The following is an 18844-nucleotide window of genomic DNA, read 5'->3' as shown; positions in this document are numbered from 1 at the left end:
ACCTAAATTTATAAAAATGAACATTATCGGTAAGAACATCAGACAGCTTCGCCAGAAAAATGGCTGGAGCCAGGGCGAAGTAGCCAAAAGACTCAACATCTCTATTCCTGCATTTTCTAAGATTGAAACTGGAATTACAGACATCAACATTTCACGACTTGCTCAAATCGCTAACCTTTTTGAAGTTTCAACAATGGACATCATCTCTAAAGAAGGGGAAAACCCTCAGTCAGTTAATTTCGAAGAGATTAACAACTTAAAAGCGAAACTTTCTTTAAGAGAAGAAGAGATCATCAAGCTTCAGAAAAAAGTAATCGATCTTTACGAAGAGATCAGAGAAAAATAGCACTTTCTTTTAAGAGAACAATTTACGCAGCGTAAGGTGCCGCTTGCCAAAAGTGGCACCTGTTGCTTCATGAATAGAAAGCATTTTATCGTTAAAATCTCCCACCCACGAAAGCTCAAGTTCATCATATTGCTCCATTGGCAAAACATACTCCTTGAGTTTGATAAATAAGGCCGATTCCAGGCCATGCTTCTGGTAAGCAGTTTTCGTTCCCATTACAATCGCTCTCATCCTGTTTACGCCCTTCCATCTGCGGTAAACAAATTTTAGTTTTTCAATTATTCCAAGCTTTCCCTTAAAATCTTTGATCATCTGGTTTGCATCCGGGATGATCACTACAAAGGAAGCTGGTTCTCCGTTCAAATAAGCAAACCAAATCAACTTTTCATCCATTATGGTCTCCATCTGTTTGAAACTCTCCTGGAGAGTCTCTTTTCTGATCGGAACAAAGTTCTCAAAATCTTTCCATCCATCATTGTAAATCTCCATCAGGTCCTTCACATACTTGTCTGCATTTTTCTTGGAGAAATGCTCAAACGTATAACCCGGTTTATTTGATACCCATGTGGCAATTTTGGTAAAGCGTTCGGGGAAAGGATTTCTTACGGCCAGGTGGTTGGTGATCTGCTGATAGGAGGTTACAAATCCATAATTCTCAAAAAAGGCCTGGTAATAGGCTGGATTATAGTTCATGCCATACGAAGGTGGAGTGAAGCCTTCCACCAGCAGGCCCCAGAAGGTGTCGTTCTCCCCAAAGTTGATGGGGCCGTCCATGGCCAGCATACCTTTTTCCTTAAGCCATGACTGTGCCGTGTCAAATAACAGGAATGCGGCTTCCTGGTCGTCAATGCATTCAAAAAAACCCATGCCACCGGTGGGCCGTTCATAATGGTAAGCTTTTTTCTGGTTGATGAATGCCGCAACCCTGCCTATCGTTTGTCCGGAGTCATTTTTAAGGATCCACCGCGTACATTCACCATGTTTGAAAAACGGGTTTTTACCCGGGTCAAATGTTTTTTCTACATCCTGATCCAGCGGACAGATCCAGTTTTTATCATTCTTATAGATAAAATGGGTAACATTTAAAAACTCTTTTTTGGTCTGTGAACCGGAAACGGGAATAATTTGCATTGAACGGGTAGATTTTAAATAAAAAAGCATCTTGGTTTAAGATGCTGTATATGGGGTGGTATGATTATTTAGTAGTTGTCGTCATCATCATCAAAGTCGTCGAAGGTATCAGTGTCTAGGTCATCCAGTGGCAGGTCAAAATCATCGTCGTCATCGTCGTCGTATGTCTTCTTCTTCTCAATGGGATCAAAAGAATTATCGTCAGTCATTTCCTTGTCCTGCGTCTGATCATCTAATGAATCTTTCCTAACGGATTTTTTTGGATTTGTCATTTGTCTAAAATAAAATTGCCAGAATTTATTGATAAGTTAAAAATACAAAAATCTTTTAAATAGCACTGCGGGCTGTTTTTATTGATTTTTTTGCGCTACCAAAAATAACATAAAAAGCATTTTAAAAAAAGAACTATTTTCAAAATTCTCTCCCGGATCTTTAACTTCTTGCTGGTCAGACGGAATTTATTGAACAAAAAAAAAGTGGTAAAGTTTAACTTTACCACTTTTAACACACAAATGAAACCTGAATTGAGATAAGTTTTAGGTTAGGTGAAAAAATATCTTTTGTCAATTCTATAAGAACGATTTTGCAAACTTTGTTTGCTTTAATATCTATAACAAGTTTAATGCAAATTTAATCTGAAATGAATTATAGTTAGTAAGTGGTAGGAATAATTGAGTAAACGGTAAAGTGCTATCTGTTTGGTACCAAAATAGAGATCGTAGTGCCCGAAACACCGTTCTGTCTGATGGTAATCTGTATCGGATAAGCCTCGATCTGGTTAATCAGGTTCACGCGTTCCTGGGTGAGGCTCATTCCTTTACTGTGATGTTTTTCATTTTTTATACGCAATGAATTGTCAATTCCTATCCCGTCATCTGTGATCTGGATCAGCAGTGAACCAGGTGTATGCTGATTGATCAGTATGACCAGGCTGCCCCCTTCTTCTTTTGGCATCAGCCCATGCCATATTGCATTCTCAATATAGGGCTGCAGGATCATAGAGGGGATCATCGTTTCATCCTGATCTATATCCTCAGCAATGCTGAAGGTATAATTGAACTTCTCCCCGAACCTCATCTTTTCCAGGCTCAGATAGAGTGTCAGGTATTCAATTTCCTCTTCGAGGGAGATAAAACTTTTGGTACAGATATCCAGGTTTTTCCTGATCAGCCGGGCAAAACCTGTGAGTATCTTATTGGCGGAGGAGGTGTTTTTGGTATTGATATAGTGCTGAATGGAGTTCATCACATTAAATACGAAATGGGGGTTCATCATGGCCTGCAAAGCCTGCTGTTCCAGCATTAATATCCTGTTTTTTAATAAAAGCCGCTGCTGGTCTTTGTCCTTTTGCTGTTTGGTAACGATGACGGCTATCTTATAAAAGCTAAAGCTGGCAAGCAGCAGCAGCAGGATCATGAACCATAACGACTGCCAGAAATGGGCTTTCAGGATAAAACTGACGCCTACGGGTTTGCTCCATTGACTGTTGCTTGTTCTTGCACTGATCTCAAAAGTGTAATTGTCGGGTTCCAGTGAAGAAAATTCCAGCCGCCTGCTCCTGGTTTCCGTCCAGCTGCTGTTCGGGTTTAACCTGTACCGGTACAAAATGTTATTGTTCTGGAAGTCGATCGCGCTGTAATAGAAAGTGATGTTGTTGTCCGCTGGTGCGAGGCTAAAGGTAGCGTCAGGACTGAGTGGCTTTTTGTTATTGAGAATAGAGGAGATCAGTACTTTTGGCACCTCCTGCGTTTTGTCGAACGGACTGTTGGCAAAGTAAATTAAACCGTGGTTGGTTGCAAAATAGGCGGTATCCCTGTCTATATACACCTCATTTACATCGTTATCAAGCATGCTGTTGGTAAAATCGAATGATTCCACGGGATAATTATCCTTTAGCAATACCCGGTTTACGGCATTGTTTGTCACTACCCATAAGTAACCTCCCCGCACGAACAGCTTTTTACAGATGTTACCTGCCAGGCCGTTATCCCTGGTGATATGGCGGATGATTTTGTTCTGCCGGTAGAAGATCAGCCCATAACCGTCGGTTGCCAGCACCATTGTTCCGTCCGGCAGCTCTGCCATGTCATTAATACGCTGGTTCAGCAACCCGTCTTTCCGGGAAATGTGAACTAATTTACCCTTTGAGAATTCGGAATAACCCTGGCTATTGGAAAAATGGAGTTGCTGATCTTTATCATAGAAAACGCGGTAGGCGCGGCCGCTGAAGAAATTTTGTCCTTCTTTATGAGCGGAGGACGAAAAAGAAAAATCATGCAGGGGATCATTGATGATCACCACTCCCGAGGAAAGTGCAAGTGCCAGGTGATTGTTTTTGCTGATGCTAAAATTCTTTAAAACGAAATTGTAATGATTTGCTTCGTGGAGATAGGTTGGCTGTCCGGTCCGTTTGCCATCATCGTGCAGCATTCCCAGACCATAATCGGAAGCGAAAAAGACCGTTTTTCCACTGGAATCCGTCGCCATCTGTTTGATCGCACTGAACCGGTGATCCGGCAGGTTAACGCAGCTTAAGGTATAACCCGGAATGCTGAGGATGTTGATGGTCCCATTGTCCATCCCCAGCCAAAGCCGGTTGAAGTGGTCTTTCATCAGGCTTTTGATGCCATTATTGGTTAAACCGTGGGTCTGGTCTACCACATATATCCTTTTCGATTTTTTCGGAAGCATATAAATGCCATTGTTGGTGGTAAACCACATGTTTTCCCTGTTGTCTTTGAAAACCTGGTTGGTCATCACATTTGAAAGGTACTGACGCTGATGGCCATGTTTATCGACGTAGTAGACGCCGGCGTTGTTGCTGAGCCATAGATCCTGCTGGTTTTCAGTATAAAAATAACCCGGATTATTTTTGAGCAGTGCAGTATCGATCTTCAGGATCAGTTTCTGACGGCCTCCGTCTCTTTTGTTTAACCCTTTGCTGTCCAGAAGAAGCATCGTTTTATCCGGAAGGTTTAATGCCGTTTTGAAGGAGAGCAGATTGCTCAGGTGTTGTACCCTGATGAAGGTTGTGCCATTGAAAACATGCAGACAGTTTGCGCTGCTGGCCCAGATGCGCCCCAGCCTGTCTTCATATACAACTGTGGCAATGAATTGGCTGTTTGTATCGGCCGAAATATATTTTTTTATTGATTTTCCATCCCATTTTACCAGCAGGTTTTTATTGGTTCCAAACCACATATTCCCCCTGCCATCCTCAAAGAAGGAGATCACTATACTTTTGAAATTCAGTAATGCAAGCGATCTGTCGTTCTTTTCATTGAAGATCCTGTCCTTATAAAAATAGCTGAGCTGGCCGTTCAGTGCCGAAAACCAGATCCTTCCGCGCCGGTCTTCATGAAGTTTCACGATCTGGTTGTCCGGCAGGCCGTCGTCTATGGAAAAGGTTTCAAAAACTTTACCATCAAACCTGCATACACCGGCATCCGTAGCCACCCAGATATAACCTTTCCTATCCTGCAGGGTATAATAACAGCTGTTGCTGGGCAGGCCGTCTTTAGTGCTGAAATGTTTGACAAAGGTGGTTTGCCCGTAACTGTATCCGCAAAAGGAGAAGAGGCCTGCGATGAGATATAAGCGGAAAATTCTGATTTTATTTCTCACTTGTAAGACGGGTGTATAATTTAACTTTCTCCGTAAAGATGCTTGCCCTCCGGCGGGAGACTGCAATTTTCTCTCCATTTTTCAGCACTACTTCCAGTCCGTTCCTGGAATTGTACTCCTTCAGGTAGTTTAAATTTACGATACTTGATTTATGGATCCTCACAAACTGGTTTTCCGGCAGGATTTCTTCATATTCTTTCAGCACCCGCGATACGGTAATCTTCTCCCTGTCCGCCAGGTGAAATACGGAATAATTGCTGTCAGCCTCGATTCTGATGATCTCATTCAGCCCGATAAGGGTATAACCCTGTCCGTTCGGAAGACTTATTTTACGGATTTCTGCACCCTCGTTCAGTGCTGTTGACAGGTTTTTCAGGCGCTCTTTTTTGTCCGTTTCCTGGTCACTGTACCGGATCATTTTCGAGGCTTTATCTACCGTTTCTTTCAGCTCGTCGATGTCTATTGGTTTCAGTAAATAGTCCAGCGCATTTGCCTTAATTGCCTTTAATGCATACTGGTCAAAAGCGGTGGTGAAAACCACTTGTGCATGGTTATCTTTCGCGTCCGGAATGAGTTCAAAGCCATTTTTTCCGGGCATGGCGATGTCTAAAAAGATGAGGTCTACATCAAAATTTGCGAGCAGTTCCCTGGCTTCACCGACAGATTTCGCGATGCCGCAGATATGCACATTTTCACAGTTTTCCTGCAAGAGAAAATAAAGTGAAGAACGCGCAAATTCTTCGTCATCAACTATAATTACATTGAGCACAGGCAGCTATTTATTTATGGTGAATTTATTAAAAAAAATGAAGGACTTAAGAATTTTTATTTAAACACCTAAAACCGGATGATTTTTTCCCTCGTATGTGAGGCTAAAGACTCATACAATAATTATTTAACCGAACCAACAATAAAATTTTAAATTATCTACCTTATGAAAAATTTTCAACAAGAAGATCAGGAAGTGCTGCATAAAGAGAGCGGCATTCTCACCGCGACTTTACAGCGCAGGTCGTTCCTTCAATACGCAGGAGCAGGTGCCGCAGGTATTGCTTTAATTGCTGCCGGATGTAAAAAAGATGACGGCAGTGAAGGTACCCGACTTGGAGGTGTAAACCTGGGATCTGGTGATGTGGGTATTCTTAACTATGCCTATGCGCTTGAGCAACTCGAAGCTGCATTTTATGATGCGGTAGTAAAAACTCCATACTCAGGTATTACGGCGACTGAACTTTCGCTGTTAACCGATATCAGAGATCATGAACTTGCACACAGAGAATTCTTTAAAAAAGCCTTGGCTGCTAATGCTATTATAGGTCTGGAAGTGAATTTCAGTGCTATTGATTTTACACAAAGGGCAAGTGTGCTGGCAACGGCAAAAGCATTTGAAGATCTTGGTGTATCTGCCTACAATGGTGCTGGTAAACTGATTAAAAGCGCAGATTATTTAGTGCTTGCCGGCAAAATCGTTTCAGTTGAAGCAAGGCATGCTGCACTGATCCGTGATTTGATAGAAAATGGAACTTTTGCCAATTCTGAAGTAATTGATGCAAATGGATTGGATAAAGCAAGAACACCTTCAGAAGTACTGACCATTGCATCGGCATTTATCAAAACTAAAATTAACGGATCTAACTTACCATCTTAATTAAGAAATCATGAATATCATCAACATATTAGACGAAATTGAAAAAGTAGATGGCGAAGTCTATGAACGCTTAAGTCCGCGCAGGGCAGCGATGAAACAATTTTATAGCTTTGGATCAAAAATGGCCGTAGCTGCTGTTCCTCTTGCCCTGGGTTCTATGTTTAAAAAAGCATATGGTCAAAGTACATCAACTGTAATAGACGTGCTGAATTTCGCGCTTACGCTTGAATATCTTGAGTATAATTTTTATCAGACAGGCCTTACCACGGCAGGACTTATTCCGGCAGGTACTCCTGCAGTAGCTGCGATTACTACCATCCGTGATCACGAGCTGGCCCACGTTAACTTGTTAAAAGGAGCAATCACAGCTTCGGGAGGTACCCCGGTAGCATTTACAGCTGCAAATTTTGACTATACTGCCAAGAATACGTTCCCTACAGTATTTAGCAGTTATCCTACCTTCCTTGCCGTTGCACAGGCTTTTGAAGATACAGGGGTAAGGGCTTACAAAGGCCAGGCGCCTAGTTTAATGAGCGCCCCTGACGTATTGCAGACTGCCCTGCAGATCCACTCTGTTGAGGCACGCCATGCTTCGCATATCCGTCAGATGCGTAAAGCTCCTGCCGGCGGAGGTGTTACTGCGTTGAAACCATGGATCACTGGTGCAAATGATAGTGGCGTTCCACAAGTGGACGCCGTATATAAAGGTGAAGACAATGTGGTTCAGGCGGGTGTCAATATCCCAAGCCTGGGAGTTTCTACTGCTGCGGCTACAGAATCATTTGACGAGTTTTTAGTAAAAGCAGATGTGCTTGCTATTGCTTCGTTATTTATCAAATCATAATAGTTTGTTTAGGTTTAAAATGGGAGAGGAGGGCAATTGCTCTCCTCTTTTTTGCGTTTAAGCCGTGTTGTGATTTGGGTTTTCCCTGTTTGATGTGCGATTTTCAGGGAGCTTAAAGGTTATCTGGCTTTGCCAAAAAAAATGAATTGTTGTTTCGATGCTGCCGGCTGCTGTAGCGTAGCCGAGAAGGCATCGAAACAACAATTCATTTTTTTAAGCTGGTCCTGTAGCATGGTGGAAAAGCAGAGTGCAAAGGTATGGTATCCCTGTATGATGGCCAGGCAGGGTGAAAAGGGTACGCTTGTTTAGAAAATCCGGGAGAAAATCAGTTGCAAAAAAAGGCTTGTACAATACAAGCCTTTTTCAACTTACAAAATCCCTCCGGAACGTGAAATACTATATATTAATATGTGATCACCTGTTCTTCCAGCTGTTCAGGAAGATCACGGTAATTGTACTGCTGACCTCTTAACTGTGGCTCAAATCCGGCTTCCCTGATTGCATCCTGAATCCCTCTGGCCGTAAACCGATGTGGTGCACCAGCAGCAGAAACCACGTTTTCTTCAATCATGATCGATCCGAAATCATTTGCACCGGAATGCAGGCATAACTGGGCAACATTTTTTCCTACGGTAAGCCATGAGGCCTGTATATTTTTAATATTGGGCAGCATAATTCTGCTGAGTGCCAGCATCCTGATGTATTCATCTCCTGAAACGTCATTGGTAATACCCCTGAGCCGTTTCAACAAAGTTCCGTCATCCTGAAAAGGCCATGGAATGAAGGCTAAAAATCCTTTGGCCTGTTCAGGTTTCTCACTTTGAACTTCCCTAATCCAAATCAGGTGTTCGAAACGTTCATCAATGGTTTCTACATGGCCGAACATCATTGTTGCCGATGTCGTAATGTCTAACTGATGGGCAGCACGCATGACGTCAAGCCATTCCTGTCCACCGCATTTTCCTTTGGAGATCAGACGGCGTACCCGGTCATTGAGGATCTCTGCACCGGCACCGGGTAAAGAATCCATGCCTGCAGCCTTTAATGCACTGAGCACATCGGTATGTGACATCTTTTCAAGTTTGGCTACGTGCGCAATTTCCGGCGGGCCAAGCGCGTGTAGTTTAAGATCCGGATAAAGCTCCTTCAGTTTCCTGAAGAGGTCGGCATAAAAATTTAATCCCAGGTCCGGGTGATGGCCGCCCTGCAGGAGCAGCTGGTCGCCCCCCAGGCGGAAAGTTTCTTCAATCTTTACTTTATAGGTTTCAATATCGGTAATATAGCTGTCTTCATGCCCGGGTCTTCTGAAGAAATTGCAAAACTTGCAGTTGGCAATACACACATTGGTGGTATTCACATTCCGGTCTATCTGCCATGTCACCTTACCGCTTGGTACTTGCTTTTTTCTCAGCTCATTGGCTACAAATGCCAGTTCGGCGGTTGCAGCATTGTGGTATAGAAATACACCTTCTTCTTTTGTTAAGAAGTCAAAGCGGAGCGCCCTTTCTAGTAATTCGGCAGTGTTCATATAGCAAATATACCATAAGTTCTTTTGTAATTGCTTCACAATAATATCACATTTATAGTAACGGGCATTTAGCAACCCCTATTTTTTTGTGCCGGACAGGTATTCAGATTGTGTTGAATAATTAGCACATTTAGCCTAAATCATTATTCTTATATTTGGCGGAATTATATTTTTTTATGGTAGATTTTAATCGTTTTACACTAGCTAACGGCCTTCGTGTACTGGTACATGAAGATGATACAACGCCTATGGCAGTTCTAAATATCGTATATGACGTTGGAGCCAGGGATGAAGAAGAGGGTAAAACCGGATTTGCACATCTTTTTGAGCACCTTATGTTTGGAGGCTCAGTAAATATACCGAGTTATGACGAGCCGCTGCAAAGGGTAGGTGGAGAAAATAATGCTTTCACCAGCAATGATATAACGAATTATTATATCACCCTGCCTGCCACCAATATCGAAACCGCATTCTGGCTGGAAAGTGACCGCATGCTGAGCCTTGCATTTTCTGAAAAAAGTCTTGAAACACAGCGCAATGTGGTTTGTGAAGAATTCAAACAGCGCTATCTCAATCAGCCCTATGGTGATGTATGGCTTAAACTGAGGCCTCTGGCCTATCAGAAACACCCTTACCGCTGGGCTACGATAGGACAGGACCTTGCACAGATTGAAAATGCGTCGATGGAGGATGTAAAGGCATTTTTTAAAAAACACTATAACCCTCAGAATGCAATTCTGGTTGTGGGCGGGAACGTGAAAACTGCAGATGTGAAGGTGCTGGCAGAAAAATGGTTTGCCCCGATTCCTTCCGGCGACAAATACCTGAGGGATTTACCCAAAGAGTCCGTGCAAACGGTTGAACGTAAGGAAACCGTTATTACCAATGTACCGCTAAATGCTTTTTATATGGCATTTAAGATGCCCGCCCGCAGGGATGCAGACTACCAGGCCTATGACCTGCTGGCCGATATTCTTTCGCAGGGACAGTCATCAAGGCTTTACAATAGCCTGCTGAAAGACCAGCAGTTGTTCAGTGATATTCATGCCTATATTACCAGCAGTATGGATGAGGGACTATTCATAGTAGAGGGGAAACTAAGTGAAGGGGTAAGTATGGAGGATGCTGAAGCCGCAGTCTGGGTTGAGCTGAACAAGATCGCCGGTGAGGAAGTAACCGGAACAGAGCTGACGAAAGTGAAGAATAAATCAGAGTCCATTATGGTATTCGCCGAGATGAGCCTGCTGGATAAAGCAATGAACCTGGCTTATTATGAGCTGTTGGGCGATGCGTCAGACCTGAATACAGAGATTGACAAATACCTTGCTGTAGACGCCGTTAAGATCCAAAATGCTGCAAAGAAGACTTTCGTGAGAGAGCAATGTTCAACTTTATATTATTTAATTTCCAACAATGCTTGACCGTACATTAATACCTGAATCAAAACAGGTAAACGAGATAAATTTTATTGCCCCTAAAAAACAGGAGCTGGATAACGGGATTAAGGTTTTTACCATCAATGCAGGCAGACAGGAACTCGTTCGGATAGAATTGGTGTTTGAAAATGTGAACTGGACAGAAGCCCATCCTTTGCAGGCGATCGCTGTAAGCCACCTGATCAATAACGGAACCAAAATGCTGACGGCGAGGGAAATTGCCGACAAGGTAGATTATTACGGTGCCTTTTTACAAACTGATTATGGTGCAGACCAGTCCAGCATCAAAGTATATACGCTAAACAAACATCTTGAAGCCGTACTGCCCATTTTATGGTCTGTTTTGAATGAGAGCATCTTTCCTCAGCATGAGCTGGATATTTTCAAACAAAATCAGCAGCAGTCCCTGAAGGTGAGCCTGCAGAAGAATGATTTCATTGCAAGGAAAAACTTTGCCCATGCTATTTTTGGTAATACTGCATACGGTTCCAATATTGAGGTGGAAGATTACCAGGCTATAGAAAGGGAGGAATTAACGGGTTATTTCAGTGCCGCTTATAAACCCGAAAACTGTACGATTTTTGTCGCGGGTAAATTTGAAGAATCCGAATTTGCTATCCTGAATAAAACCTTTGGAAAAGAATGGAGCAACAGCACACCCTCTGCTGTTAACGTATTCTCCTTTAGCTCATCAGTAACCGGGGAGATTTTTATTGAACGCCCTGATGCTATACAGTCTGCCATCAGAATGGGACTCAGAAGCGTCAACAGAACACATGCTGATTTCCCTGCCTTCCAGGTGTTGAACTGTCTGTTGGGCGGATATTTCGGGTCCCGTTTAATGGCCAATATCCGTGAAGATAAAGGCTATACTTATGGCATCGGCTCCGCCATCGTTTCCATGAAGGATGCGGGATATTTCTTCATTGCCACAGAGGTAGGTGCAGATGTTTGTACCAGTGCGCTAAATGAAATTGAAAAAGAGATCGATCTGTTAAAAACGGAACTGGTTCCGGCCGAAGAGCTGGATCTGGTAAGAAGTTATATGCTTGGCTCTATGTTGGGCAGCTTAGAAAATGCCTTCTCCCATGCAGATAAGTTTAAGAATATTTATTTCTCCGGACTGAGCTATGATTACTATGATAACTACATCAAAACAGTGAAATCAATCAGTGCTGAGGAGATGATGGCTTTGGCCAATAAATACCTGAATACTGCAGATTTTACAAAGGTCATTGTAGGCAAAAAATAACTAATGTACTGGCTTGGCTCAGGCAGGCCAGTACTGCTTTTTCATTGTCAGTTTCGCCTCATATTCGTCTTATTCATGAAAACTATTTCGGATTGGCAATAATTTGTTTACCTTTGCCCGGCAAGTAATAACTCCTAATTATTTGCTATGCAACTCGATCCCCAAAAATTTATTGCTGAAGGCCTGACGTACGATGACGTATTGTTAGTTCCTTCCTACTCTGAAGTACTTCCCCGTGATGTTGACACCGGAAGTTACCTGACCAGAAAAATACGTATAAATGTCCCGATAGTTTCTGCTGCAATGGACACCGTTACTGAAGCGGGGCTGGCTATTGCCATTGCCCAGGCAGGAGGTATTGGTATTCTGCACAAAAATATGAGCATTGAGCGCCAGGCTGATGAAGTCAGCAAAGTAAAGCGCTCTGAAAGCGGAATGATCCAGGATCCGGTTACCCTTCGTGCCGATGCGGTACTTGCGGATGCTTTCCAGATCATGACCAAATACAAAATAGGAGGTATTCCTGTGATTGACAATGACAATAAACTTGTAGGTATTATCACTAACCGAGATCTGCGTTTTCAAAAGAACATGCAGCGCCCAGTATCTGAGGTGATGACCAGTGAAAATCTGATCACTGCCCCTGAAGGCACTACACTGATCCAGGCTGAAGAAATTCTGCAGGACTATAAGATTGAAAAACTTCCTGTAATCAGTAAAGAAGGCCATCTTGCCGGACTGATTACTTTTAAGGATATCCAGAAATATAAAAATTACCCTAAAGCCTGTAAAGATGAACGCGGCCGCCTGAGAGTAGGTGCTGCTGTGGGCGTTGCAGCTGACAATATTGACCGCGTTGCCGCCCTGGTTCAGGCCGGTGTGGATGTGGTTACTGTTGATACTGCACACGGACATTCAAAAGGTGTGATTGATATGGTGAGAGCCATTAAGGCGCGTTTCCCTGACTTACAGGTGATCGCTGGTAATATTGCTACTGCTGATGCCGCCAGGGCACTTGCCGACGCTGGTGCTGATGCCGTTAAAGTAGGTATCGGACCCGGGTCTATCTGTACCACAAGGATCATAGCAGGTGTGGGAGTACCTCAGCTATATGCGGTTTATGAATGTGCGCAGGCACTGAAAGGAACTGGAATTCCTGTCATCGCTGATGGTGGTATCAAACAAACGGGGGATATTGTTAAAGCACTGGCAGCTGGAGCGAGCTCGATCATGGCCGGCTCGCTGTTCGCAGGAGTAGAGGAATCACCAGGTGAAACGATCATCTATGAAGGGCGTAAGTTCAAATCTTACCGTGGTATGGGTTCTGTAGAGGCGATGCAGGTAGGATCTAAAGACCGCTATTTCCAGGACGATGAGGATGTAGTAACTAAACTTGTTCCTGAAGGTATTGTTGGCCGTGTTCCTTACAAAGGCACACTGGCTGAAGTGATCTATCAGTATATAGGTGGCCTCAGAGCAGGGATGCATTACTGTGGTGCTGCAACGATTGTACAGTTGCAGGAAGCTAAATTTGTCCGCATTACCGCTGCTGGTATGAGAGAAAGCCATCCGCATGATATCTCTATCACTAAAGAAGCACCAAATTATTCACGTTAATATTTTTTACGTCTGATATATCAGATCATTTTGGCATCTTCAGGGTGTTAAAATGATCTTTTTCTTTTTTATAGCAAATTAATACCTCAATCAATGAAATCTATTTGTGTTTATTGTGGCGCCAATTTCAATGGCGATCCTGTATTGCGTAAAGCAGTAGAAGAACTGGCAGCAGCTTTTGCTGAACAGCAGATCCGTCTGATTTATGGTGGAGGCAGTGTTGGCGTGATGGGAATCATTGCTGATGAAGTGCTGAAAAATAAAGGATTGGTGACAGGCGTGATCCCGCAGTTCCTGCTTGATCTTGAAGTTGGGCATACGGAAGTAACTGAGCTGATCGTTACCGAAAACATGCATGAACGCAAAAAGAAAATGGCTGATCTTGCTGACGGTTTTATTATTCTGCCGGGTGGTTTTGGAACCCTCGAAGAGTTTTTTGAAGTGCTGACCTGGTTGCAGCTCGGTCTGCATAATAAAGCGATCGGTATACTAAATGTAGGTGGTTTCTATGATCACTTATTTGCGCAGATGGATGTAATGGTAGCACACCGGATGCTGAAGCAGCACAACAGAGACCTGGTGATCAATGCCGATGATCCGCTTGTCCTTCTTGAAAAAATGAAAGCTTTCAAAGCGGTGCCTGATTCCGTTTGGTTCAAAGACAGGGACCTGATCTAAAGAGGCTGAAAAATTTATAACTAATATCAGTATTAGTGTGATATAATTATCTTACGAAAAACTTTTCATGTCAGGAGGATTAACGTAGTTGAGCCTCCTTTTTATTTTGATGTCAAATCTCTTTTTAAAGAAGTTGTAAAACGTGTTAAGTGCATTTTTATACATCATAATATCGTATGAAGAGCGTGGCTTTTGATATCCGTTTATCGTGTGTAAAACATACAATAAGCCTTATTTAGTCCCCCGAAATTTATATTCTGTTTTCTGTAATTTCACAGAATACTTCTATCTTGCCCCCATGGATATCGAATTTAACAAGAACGAAGACATTAATAAACAGCTGGTATACGAACTAAAAACCCGGCTAAAAACGATATATAAAGGGGGTGGGGAAAAAAGTGCGGCTAAACAAAAGGAAAAGGGTAAAATGCTGGCCAGGGAGCGTGTCACTTACCTGATAGATAAAGATACAGAATTTCTGGAAGTCGGGGCTTTTGCTGCGGAAGGCATGTATGTTGACCAGGGCGGCTGCCCGGCTGCGGGAGTAGTATGCGGTATCGGTTATGTTTCTGGGCGCCAGTGCATAATCGTTGCCAATGACGCTACGGTTAAAGCGGGTGCCTGGTTCCCGATGACAGCCAAGAAAAATCTCCGTGCACAGGAAATTGCAATGGAAAACCGCCTGCCGGTGATTTACCTGGTGGACAGTGCCGGTGTTTACCTGCCGATGCAGGACGAGATCTTTCCAGATAAGGAGCATTTTGGCAGAATGTTCAGGAACAATGCCCTGATGTCTGCCGATGGAATTGTGCAGATCTCTGCAATTATGGGTTCCTGTGTTGCCGGAGGGGCATACCTGCCGATCATGAGCGATGAGGCGATGATTGTTGAAGGGACGGGCTCAGTATTTCTGGCAGGATCTTACCTGGTAAAATCTGCAATCGGCGAGGATGTGGACAACGAAACCCTGGGCGGTGCCACCACACACTGTGAAATATCAGGCGTTACGGATTATAAATACCCGAACGACCAGGCTTGTCTGGAAAGCATCCGCAATATCATGAGCATGCTTGGTGAGCCGCAATCGGCGGGCTTCAGCCGGATCAAGCCGGCACCGCCAAAACTTGATCCACAGGAAATCTATGGGCTGCTTCCCGAAAACAGGGAAAAGCAATATGATATGCATGAAATTATTTACCGCCTGACGGATGATTCTGAATTTGAAGAATATAAAAAGGAATACGGACAAAGTATCATCTGCGGCTTAGGCAGGATAGATGGCTGGGCAGTAGGGATTGTGGCCAACCAGCGCAAGGTAGTGAAATCAAAAAAAGGAGAAATGCAGTTTGGGGGCGTGATCTATTCAGATAGTGCAGATAAGGCTGCCCGTTTCATTATGAACTGCAACCAGAAAAAGATCCCGCTGGTGTTTTTACAGGACGTAACCGGATTTATGGTCGGCAGCCGGTCTGAACAGGGGGGCATCATCAAGGACGGCGCGAAAATGGTCAATGCCGTGGCAAACTCGGTAGTCCCAAAATTCACGATTGTTGTTGGAAATTCCTATGGTGCAGGAAACTATGCCATGTGCGGCAAGGCTTATGATCCCAGACTGATCTATGCCTGGCCTACCGCTAAGATCGCCGTAATGGGTGGTTCGCAGGCAGCAAAGACATTACTGCAGATCCAGGCTGCTGCCATGAAATCAAAAGGGGAGATGGTCAACCCGGAAAAGGAAGCAGAACTGCTGAAGGAAATTACTGAAAGGTACGACAGGCAGACCACTCCATATTATGCCGCTTCAAGGTTATGGGTAGACGGAATCATTGATCCGCTGGAAACACGGAAAGTGATCTCTATGGGGATAGAAGCCGCTAATCAGTCGCCAATAAAAAGACAATTCAATGTCGGAATTATCCAGACCTAGTTGCTAAATTTGACCTTATTATGAAGAGAATACTCATTTGTTTCCTTTTTCTTTTTGGCGGCTTAAACGCATATAGCCAGGTTAAAACGATTTTACTGGATGTCAAGGACCGTATCGTGACAGATTCAACGAAAGCGATATCCTATGCGGTTTTTGGTAAGGTAGAGGGAGATAGTGTTTATACTTTTAAAAAGTTCGATTTTGATGGCGTCCTGCTCACCTCGGGCACGTTTAAAGACGACAGTTTGCAGGTGCCTCATGGTAATTTCGTCTACTATGAATGGATCACTCCTGACAATAATTACCAGAACCTCAGCTATGAAATTAATGGCAGGGCCAGGTTTGTTGCCCTCAGCGGCAAATATCTCGACGGACTGCGTGTAGGAAAGTGGCTTAGCTTTTATGCTGACGGGAAAGTTAAAGAGATGGCAAACTATATCATGGGTGCATTACATGGACTTTACCAGTTATACGATAATGACGGCAAGGTACAGATTTCAGGCGCTTACGTGGCGGGAAAGAAAAACGGCACCTGGGTGATGAAAGGCGGGAAACAGGAGGATGAATATGCCGGTGACAAGCTGGTTTCTTCGCTGACGGGCAAAAAGCTCCGGGATAAGCAAGCGCAGCGTAAAAATGTAAATTAAGAAGGGCTAACCTTTTGCGCATCCCATATTAAAGCTTATTTTTGTATGTAAATGACCCGGGCATCTTTCAAATCGGTAAATGCTGCCAGAGTTATCATAGAAATTAGATTATGGATACTACTCAAGAAATAGAACATGTTCAATGCCTTATCATTGGTTCGGGCCCTGCTGGGTATACGGCTGCAATTTATGCTGCCAGAGCAGACCTGAAACCAGTATTATATACGGGTATGGAAGCCGGCGGACAACTGACGCAAACGACAGATGTCGATAATTTTCCCGGATACCCTAATGGAATAATGGGGCCTGAAATGATGGAAGATTTCCGTAAGCAGGCCGAACGTTTTGGAACAGATATCCGTTTTGGATATGTGAGCTCAGTAGATTTTTCATCGATGCCACATAAAGTGGTCGTAGATGAGATCAAAACCATCACCGCTGATACCGTGATCATCTCTACAGGTGCCACTGCAAAATGGCTGGGCCTGCCAAGTGAATCCCATTACAATGGTTTTGGCGTTTCGGCATGTGCCGTTTGTGATGGTTTCTTCTTCAGGGGACAGGATGTAGCGATTGTTGGTGCAGGAGATACTGCTGCCGAGGAAGCAACATACCTTGCCAAGTTGTGTAAAAAAGTTTATATGCTTGTTCGCCGTGATGAGTTCAGGGCTTCCAAAGCGATGGTGAACCGCGTACTGAATACGCCCAATATAGAAGTGATCTATAACTCAGAAGCCAGGGAAGTACTGGGGAACGGAAAGAATGTAACAGGCCTGAGGATTCACAATAACCAGACAGATCTGGAATCAGATCTTGAAGTAGAAGGTTTCTTTGTGGCCATTGGGCACAAACCCAATACGGATATATTTAAAGGCTGGCTGGAAATGGATGATACAGGATACCTTAAAACCATCCCGGGCTCAACAAAAACAAATGTTGAAGGTGTTTTTGCCTGTGGCGACGTGCAGGACCACTATTACCGCCAGGCAATTACTGCTGCAGGTTCAGGCTGTATGGCAGCACTGGATGCTGAACGTTATCTGGCAGCTAAGGAAGATGAAGTAAAAGTACTATCTTAAGTTTTTGCACGTTTTAACGTTAAAAGCTTAAAACTTACCAATAATTGGGCCTGCAGTTCAACCAGCAGGCCTAATTTATTTAATATTACTTTGGCCGGGCGCTAAGGCTTTTCTTTTGCAATATTTAAGTCAATTCGCCGATACAATTTGAGTAAATGCCGGTTAATGTTTGTATTACAATTTATTAATCATAAATTCATTTTGCAAAATGATTAAAACGATTTAACAACGTTATTTTGATAGAAAAAGGACTCGATACAAAGAACTTATGGACTAAAATAGCCCTTTCTGATGATCATAAATCATTTGAACAGTTCTTTATTATTTTTAATACCAGACTGATAAAATTTTGCGAGTTATACGTTAACAAAAAAGAAATCGCTGAAGAAATAGTTGCCGATGTATTTGTCACTTTATGGAACCAGAGACTGAAGATGACTGAGGTGGAGAACCTGGAAACCTATATTTTTATTTCGGTAAAAAACAGGGCGTTGAATTATCTCAGAAAAAATGCCGCTGTTCAGCTGGTGCAGATTGAAGATAGCCATAGCCAGCTTATAGCTTATAGTGATCCCGAGGCCGAGATAGAAAGAAAAGAACTGTTCTTTAAACTTGATCAGGCAATTGACACACTTCCGCAGCAATGTAAAATTATATTCCAGCTGGTAAAGGAAGACGGGATGAGGTATAAGGAGGTTGCCGAGATCCTGAATATTTCGCATAAAACCGTGCAGACCCAGATCCTGAGGGCAATGAAGAAATTGAGTAAGGAAATGGGACCCTACCTTACGGTGAAGAACTTTATATCGAAGTTCGTATAATACATATATATACTATATACTTTTCAGGATCTGTGAGGAATCTTTCAAATCCATTATCCCATATAAAGGCTGCCCTTCAGCAGCAGACAGCATTCATATACAATACCTTATTTTTAAAATGAGAAAATCTTCTCTTTTTTAAAGCATCCGGGATTAAAAATATATGGTGACTTATATATTTTCGCACTTTAAATATCAGATATGAATAAAATATCGGATGATTTTCCGGTTTTTAATGATTGTTCATTTTAAATAGCAGGATAATC

At 43.1% G+C, this 18844-nt stretch carries 16 protein-coding genes; 11 read left to right on the top strand and 5 right to left on the bottom strand.

Going from position 1 to position 18844, the window contains the following annotated elements; all coding sequences use genetic code 11:
* Nucleotides 1–16: 16 nt before the first annotated feature.
* On the top strand, nucleotides 17–346 hold the full coding sequence (locus BLW16_RS01275; RefSeq protein ID WP_041884843.1) for a helix-turn-helix domain-containing protein: 330 nt from the start codon (nucleotides 17–19) through the stop codon (nucleotides 344–346).
* A 9-nt stretch (nucleotides 347–355) separates the two neighbouring features.
* Here the strand turns inward: BLW16_RS01275 and BLW16_RS01270 are convergent, their stop codons facing one another.
* From BLW16_RS01270 to BLW16_RS01255, 4 genes are all read right to left on the bottom strand, one after another.
* On the bottom strand, nucleotides 356–1477 hold the full coding sequence (locus BLW16_RS01270) for an N-acetyltransferase (protein WP_090554393.1): 1122 nt from the start codon (nucleotides 1475–1477) through the stop codon (nucleotides 356–358).
* A gap of 68 nt (nucleotides 1478–1545) precedes the next feature.
* On the bottom strand, nucleotides 1546–1749 hold the full coding sequence (locus BLW16_RS01265) for a hypothetical protein (protein ID WP_090554391.1): 204 nt from the start codon (nucleotides 1747–1749) through the stop codon (nucleotides 1546–1548).
* A 418-nt stretch (nucleotides 1750–2167) separates the two neighbouring features.
* Entirely contained in the window at nucleotides 2168–5101 is a 2934-nt protein-coding gene (locus BLW16_RS01260; RefSeq protein WP_245735097.1) for a sensor histidine kinase, read from the bottom strand.
* On the bottom strand, nucleotides 5091–5870 hold the full coding sequence (locus tag BLW16_RS01255; RefSeq protein ID WP_090554388.1) for a LytR/AlgR family response regulator transcription factor: 780 nt from the start codon (nucleotides 5868–5870) through the stop codon (nucleotides 5091–5093). The genes BLW16_RS01260 and BLW16_RS01255 overlap by 11 nt, the downstream gene beginning before the upstream one ends.
* 165 nt (nucleotides 5871–6035) lie before the next feature.
* On the opposite strand from BLW16_RS01255, the gene BLW16_RS01250 reads away from it, so the two are divergent.
* Together BLW16_RS01250 and BLW16_RS01245 are read left to right on the top strand one after the other, a co-directional pair.
* Complete coding sequence (locus tag BLW16_RS01250) at nucleotides 6036–6749, top strand: ferritin-like domain-containing protein (RefSeq protein ID WP_090554387.1); 714 nt, start codon at nucleotides 6036–6038, stop codon at nucleotides 6747–6749.
* A 10-nt stretch (nucleotides 6750–6759) separates the two neighbouring features.
* The gene (locus BLW16_RS01245) at nucleotides 6760–7593 is read left to right on the top strand and encodes a ferritin-like domain-containing protein (RefSeq protein ID WP_090554385.1); all 834 of its coding nucleotides are present in this window, start codon (nucleotides 6760–6762) and stop codon (nucleotides 7591–7593) included.
* Between the two features lie 403 nt (nucleotides 7594–7996).
* Here BLW16_RS01245 and mqnC read toward each other — a convergent pair whose 3' ends face one another.
* On the bottom strand, nucleotides 7997–9121 hold the full coding sequence (gene mqnC, locus BLW16_RS01240; protein WP_090554383.1) for a cyclic dehypoxanthinyl futalosine synthase: 1125 nt from the start codon (nucleotides 9119–9121) through the stop codon (nucleotides 7997–7999).
* Between the two features lie 176 nt (nucleotides 9122–9297).
* On the opposite strand from mqnC, the gene BLW16_RS01235 reads away from it, so the two are divergent.
* The 8 genes from BLW16_RS01235 (at nucleotide 9298) to BLW16_RS01200 (ending at nucleotide 18578) form a co-directional block, all read left to right on the top strand.
* Entirely contained in the window at nucleotides 9298–10542 is a 1245-nt protein-coding gene (locus BLW16_RS01235) for a M16 family metallopeptidase (protein WP_090554382.1), read from the top strand.
* On the top strand, nucleotides 10535–11809 hold the full coding sequence (locus BLW16_RS01230) for a M16 family metallopeptidase (RefSeq protein ID WP_090554380.1): 1275 nt from the start codon (nucleotides 10535–10537) through the stop codon (nucleotides 11807–11809). Before BLW16_RS01235 ends, BLW16_RS01230 begins: the two co-directional genes overlap by 8 nt.
* 147 nt (nucleotides 11810–11956) lie before the next feature.
* Nucleotides 11957–13426 carry an IMP dehydrogenase gene (gene guaB, locus BLW16_RS01225; RefSeq protein ID WP_090554378.1) on the top strand — a complete coding sequence of 490 codons (1470 nt, stop codon included), beginning with the start codon at nucleotides 11957–11959 and terminating at the stop codon, nucleotides 13424–13426.
* 93 nt (nucleotides 13427–13519) lie between these two features.
* Nucleotides 13520–14104, top strand: a complete 585-nt coding sequence (locus BLW16_RS01220; RefSeq protein ID WP_090554377.1) for an LOG family protein — start codon at nucleotides 13520–13522, stop codon at nucleotides 14102–14104.
* Nucleotides 14105–14402: 298 nt separating this feature from the next.
* Nucleotides 14403–16031, top strand: a complete 1629-nt coding sequence (locus BLW16_RS01215; protein WP_090554375.1) for an acyl-CoA carboxylase subunit beta — start codon at nucleotides 14403–14405, stop codon at nucleotides 16029–16031.
* 20 nt (nucleotides 16032–16051) lie between these two features.
* Complete coding sequence (locus BLW16_RS01210) at nucleotides 16052–16678, top strand: toxin-antitoxin system YwqK family antitoxin (RefSeq protein WP_090554374.1); 627 nt, start codon at nucleotides 16052–16054, stop codon at nucleotides 16676–16678.
* 110 nt (nucleotides 16679–16788) lie between these two features.
* Nucleotides 16789–17757 (top strand): thioredoxin-disulfide reductase, encoded by a 969-nt coding sequence (trxB, locus tag BLW16_RS01205; RefSeq protein WP_090554372.1) that lies wholly within the window; start codon nucleotides 16789–16791, stop codon nucleotides 17755–17757.
* Between the two features lie 236 nt (nucleotides 17758–17993).
* Nucleotides 17994–18578 carry an RNA polymerase sigma-70 factor gene (locus BLW16_RS01200; protein ID WP_175470451.1) on the top strand — a complete coding sequence of 195 codons (585 nt, stop codon included), beginning with the start codon at nucleotides 17994–17996 and terminating at the stop codon, nucleotides 18576–18578.
* Nucleotides 18579–18844 lie beyond the last annotated feature (266 nt).

Source organism: Pedobacter hartonius, from assembly GCF_900107535.1.
GTDB lineage: Bacteria > Bacteroidota > Bacteroidia > Sphingobacteriales > Sphingobacteriaceae > Pedobacter > Pedobacter hartonius.
This window is presented reverse-complemented; position numbering and strand designations above follow the sequence as displayed.